Here is a 5,036-nt window from a genome sequence, read left to right on the forward strand (position 1 = left end):
CGGATTTCTGGTAGCAACCTCTTCAGGATCGACCTCGAATGCATACTCCTCTCTCTGGGGAACAGATCCAGACCACCGGCAGCCCTGATCATTCCGGGGATGCCGGATCCGTAATCCGCTCCTCCGTATGTCTGGTATGTCTTTGCACCTTCAAAGTAAACGGTCTTCTTTTCTTCTTCGGAAATAGTTGCAGACCTTTCATCCAGCATGTCCCAGTATTCCTGGAAGAATGCTATGTACTCTTCAGCTTCTTCTTCTTTGTCAAGCATTTTACCAAGGGTTGTTACTTCCCTTTCCCATTCTTCGACCATATAGAAGTCAAGAGCTACGACCGTTATTCCGAAAGGTTCAAGTTTTTCCTGGACCTCGTCCGGCAATGGGGCATAGCTTGAGAGCATGATCACAACATCAGGATTAAGTTCTGCGATCTTCTCATAGTCCGGTTCATCATAGCTTCCTATTACAGGCACATCTTCAAGTTCGGGGAAGAAGCCTTTGTCTACCTTTTCCTTTGTAGCTGTGTCTATACCAACTATCCTGTCAATAGCTCCAAGTGATCTCAGTTCCTCCGGAGGGTTGTCCCAGAGAACTACAATTGATTCAACTGGATAAGGAACATCTACGGTTCTGTTTGCAGAATCTGTAATTGTTATTGTGTCAGTTTCATTTGAACCAGAATCGTCAGCAAGTTCAAATCCTGGGTAGTGGACACCGTATATGTCAACATAATACTGGTCTGTCTCTTCTGCAAGGTCAATTTCTGCAAATTTGTCAGGGTGCAGGTCCTTTGCGATGTGCATCATTGCAAGTGGCAGCCTCGGGGAATGGAAATCATACACAAAGGGATCAGATATCTCATACACTCTTCCATTTTTCACTGCGTCTATCTCGCTCCAGACACTGAAGTCTATGCCATTTACGGTATTACCTGAAATAATATCCGAGGGATTAAGGTCGGTATTGTACCACATGTATATGACTTCAGGATTCAGATCAAGGATGGTCTCAAGGTTAAGAACTGGATGTTCTAAGCTCTTTGAGCTGTTATCCCATTCGTTGAGGACGTTTACTCCACCTGCTCTTCCTATGAGGTCATTTGCAGTACTTATTTTTCCGGCTGTACCGTAGACATCGCCCCACATCCAGTAAACAGTTGGCTTTTCTTCGTCAGAGAGTTTATCGGTTATATCTGTGACCTGTTCCATGTTCTCGTCCATGATATCCAGAACTCTGTCGCCTTCTTCTTCCTTATCGATGATCTTGCTGAAGGTTTTCATTTGTTTCTGGAGGTCGTCAAGGCTATCTATGTATACGCCATATACCGGCACGTTGATTGATTCTTCAATTGACTTTATGTCCTCACTTTCCCAGTCGGCTGCCCAGAGCAATACGAGTTGTGGATCCACAGTAGCTATGGTTTCAGTGCCAGGCTGTGCAGTTCCTTCAGACAGACGTTTTGAATCATAATTGGGATCAATGGCCCTGAAGAAAGGTGCCTTTGTATCTTCCTGCCATACAGCTCCTATTCCCACGATCTCATCAGCTCCACCCACAGCATACATAGAGTTCATGGCGTTCTCCACAAGGAATACGTTCCTCTCGCATGGATAGGGTATTGTGATAGTTCGGCCTATATCGTCAGTAACAGTTATTGTGTCAGCATCTTCAGAACCAGAACTGGGATCATCACTTTTTGAAGATGAACTTCCGCTGCTCTTTGATGAACTTCCTCCACTGCTTGAATAGCTTGTCGGTGTAGATGTGGAATTGGTAGTAGTATTAAGAGAAGGATCAACTGTAGTTTCATTACTTTCTATGTCTTCTCTGATACTCAGTTTTTTATCATCGGGGTCATTTACTGTTTCTGTCACAGTAGTGGTTTTCTCTGTTACCTTTTCAGAACCTGAACTACTTTCATCGGCCGCATTGCTGTCCGTACAGCCACTCAGAAAGACTGCAGCCACCAACATGATGGCTATGAATAAAATTTTTGTTTTACTGTTCATATCGCTTCCACCTCACAGCTTTATTTGTAGCCGGAAACCTGCGTTTTGCAACTTGCAAATTTTAAGACCCTGTTCTGTAGACTGCAATGTTAGAGTTATTTGTTGCAACTTAACTTTTTCCAACTAAAACTGCTGTAGATTAATATGTAGTATTAATTTCTCATACATAAATATGATTGATTATTATTTTCATTAGATAATTATCAATTAATCTCCTACTAAATACTACTAAAACTAAAAAAAATAACACTAATGAGTTTAGTACTGAAAGTTATATCTATACCATGTTACTTGTTTTCCTTGCAATGATCATCTTCATTGGAAGGTTAGCACCCATGGACATATCAATTATTTGTTCTCCAAAAAGACCAACTTTCTTAAACGATTCGAAAATGGCAGCATTTGTCATGAGATGCATCTGCTGATAATCTTTTATCCTTTCTCGGAGGTCAAGGATAAGGGTAGGAAGAGGGGATATTTCGCTATCGTCAAGAGTAAAGAGCTGGGTAATAAAGAGGCCGTTGGGATTCAGGGCATGTGAGACCTTTTGATATAGGGCCTTTGCTTCTTCAGGTCCTCCTTCCAGAGAAAGGGCTTCGAAGATAATATCATATCCTTTTCCAAAATCATCCTGAAGATAGTCTCCGGATAGAACTTTTACCCTTTCACATAAATCATATTTGCCGACATATTCCCGAGATATTTCCGTGATATGGGGCTGGTCAAAGATCACAACTCTTAGATCCAGATTTTCCTGGGCGAAACCTATTCCAAAAAGTCCATGCCCTCCTCCAAGGTCTATGAGGTTTCGAGCTTTTTTGAACTCCGGAAGTGAAGAAACGATCTTGAGTGTCCTTTGCAGTCTGCCATGAGTGCAATCCCGTGCTGTCCACTTAAGTGAATCCGGGTTATAGGCAAATTTCGTCTTTTCTGAGCTTAGTAGAGTATCCTCCACAAGTGCTTTTTTCAGGTCCATCCACATTTTACGCTCTTTTAATGCGGATTCCAGATAGAGGGAATAATAAGGCTCTCCCTCTACAAGAAAAGGCACGAAGTCGGGATGTGTCTGGTACTGCTCTCCATTTTTTGAAATCAGGTTCATCGCAGTCAAAACATCCAGAAACCGAGCTGTAGTTTCAGGATTAAGCGTCATTTCCTGTATTAATGCTTTTGGAGTCAGCGGTTTTTCCAGTTTGGTGAAAATACCCAGTTCAAAAGCAGTGAACAATATCTGGGCTCTTTCAAACCCCATTGCAATTTCGCGAAGTGTTTCTCCCATATATTTGACTGAAGGAGTGAGGTCTATCAATCTATCCATATAGATTGCTATTTTAGTTCAACATATTAACACTTTATTGTATAAACATGAATGCAAATTATATCCGGAAACCGTTTTTAATATCTCCCCTACAAAAAAAATCTCACGTTTTACAACTTTTAAATATATTGCGTAAATAAGATACTTTCTGGAAAAGAAGCAATATCCAAATTTTAAAGCCGGAACAAAATGAAAACGACTTTATATCATATTTGAATCTTAGAAAGCGTGCATCCAGTTCAGGATCATATACCACCCATGATAAATTTTACCTGAACTGGAAACCAACCCTTAATTCTTGTTCTTAAGTTTATCAATCCGGGCTGATACTCTTGCTTTTGCCTGTTTTGTTTCCTGCACATCTTTTGTAATATCGATGTCCAGGATATCCCCTTCCTTAGTGCTTTCCGGCAATAGGGAAAGGGGCATGCTTATCTTTGTGCTTTCTTCAGGTCTGACAAGTAACACGGCTATCTTGTTTTCTATCCTGTCCAGGGTGGCTTTGAAGCTCAAGATATTTTCTCCGGTAAGCTCACAGTTTATCCATTGCTGCTATCTGTCATAAAGGGAGAGGACATTTATTGAACTTAGTTTCCTGCTTTAATGGTAGGGAAAGAACTGGTATTCATTGTGCTGTTCTGTTCGGGAGGTGTTCTTTCAGTGGTCACTGTGTACGTTAAGCCATCCGTTGTGACTGTTATGGTGCCGTGGTAATCTGTTCTGTAAACCATGGATACGTTCTGCAGTCTTTCGAGGATCTCCACATGTGGGTGTCCATAATCATTATCCGCCCCTACTTCGATAATACTTATTTCCGGGCTTACTTCTGCAATGAAGCTCTCTCCGGATGCGGAAGTGCTTGCATGGTGACCCACCTTGAGAATATCTGAGTCTAGGTCATAGCCTTCGTATATGATGCTTTCTTCTGTTTCAAGGCCTGCATCTCCCATGAGCAGGAATGAGACGTTATTATCTATGATCCTGAGCACTACGGAATTCTCGTTGATGTCTTCGGAGAGTTTTCTCTTTGGGTTCAACACCTGCACCTGTATGCCGGGAGCAAATTCAAGTGCTTCTCCCCGTTCTGCTACGTGGAAAGGAATGCTCTTATTTTCAATTATTGTAAGCATGTTCTCATATGTCTGCGTCGTGTGCGGATATCCTGAGTCTACGAACTCGCCCACTGTATATTCATTCAGAATATCAGTCATTCCTCCTATGTGGTCTGCATGAGGATGGGTCGCGACCACATAATCAAGGTTTGTGACTCCCTGTTCCCTGAGGAATGCCGAGACATTAGCACCCTTGTCACTTTCACCGGCATCGACAAGCATTGTCTCATTGGCGTATTCAACGAGGATGGAGTCACCCTGGCCAACATCTATGAAGTGGACTGTCAGGTTAGTATTTTGAGTGTCAGACGATGTTAGTTCAGGTAATGCATATTGTTTTTTAGTAGTGTTTTCATTTATAGTGTCATTAGATTCTTCTTTTACAGGCGTGGAATTCTGAAGTGTGGTATTGTCTGTGATCTCTTGCTGCGACTGATTCGCAGATTTGGCCGGGCGTTCAGCCGGTTCTCCTAACAGGACACCAAGCAGCGCAAGCACAACGAAAGCTATTAGTATCCATTTTAGTTCCTTTCTGATATTATCCCCTCTACGCAGTAGATGAAATAAGCGTAAAGACCCAATGCAGATAAAGTTTTCTTG

The 5,036-nt window shown here is 42.1% G+C and carries 4 protein-coding genes; all 4 read right to left on the reverse strand.

The genetic code is table 11. The annotated features are described in order from the left end of the window. A partial coding sequence (locus ACCM36_RS01520; protein WP_370571935.1) for an ABC transporter substrate-binding protein occupies positions 1-2,006 on the reverse strand: 2,006 nt, incomplete at its 3' end. A 277-nt stretch (positions 2,007-2,283) separates the two neighbouring features. Next, complete coding sequence (locus ACCM36_RS01525; RefSeq protein WP_370571936.1) at positions 2,284-3,324, reverse strand: methyltransferase dimerization domain-containing protein; 1,041 nt, start codon at positions 3,322-3,324, stop codon at positions 2,284-2,286. A gap of 291 nt (positions 3,325-3,615) precedes the next feature. Continuing rightward, complete coding sequence (locus ACCM36_RS01530) at positions 3,616-3,837, reverse strand: DUF3006 domain-containing protein (protein ID WP_370571937.1); 222 nt, start codon at positions 3,835-3,837, stop codon at positions 3,616-3,618. Between the two features lie 74 nt (positions 3,838-3,911). Next, on the reverse strand, positions 3,912-5,036 hold a 1,125-nt coding region (locus ACCM36_RS01535; protein ID WP_370571938.1), incomplete at its 5' end, for a ComEC/Rec2 family competence protein.

The organism is Methanomethylovorans sp. (assembly GCF_041305605.1).
Taxonomy (GTDB): Archaea; Halobacteriota; Methanosarcinia; order Methanosarcinales; family Methanosarcinaceae; genus Methanomethylovorans.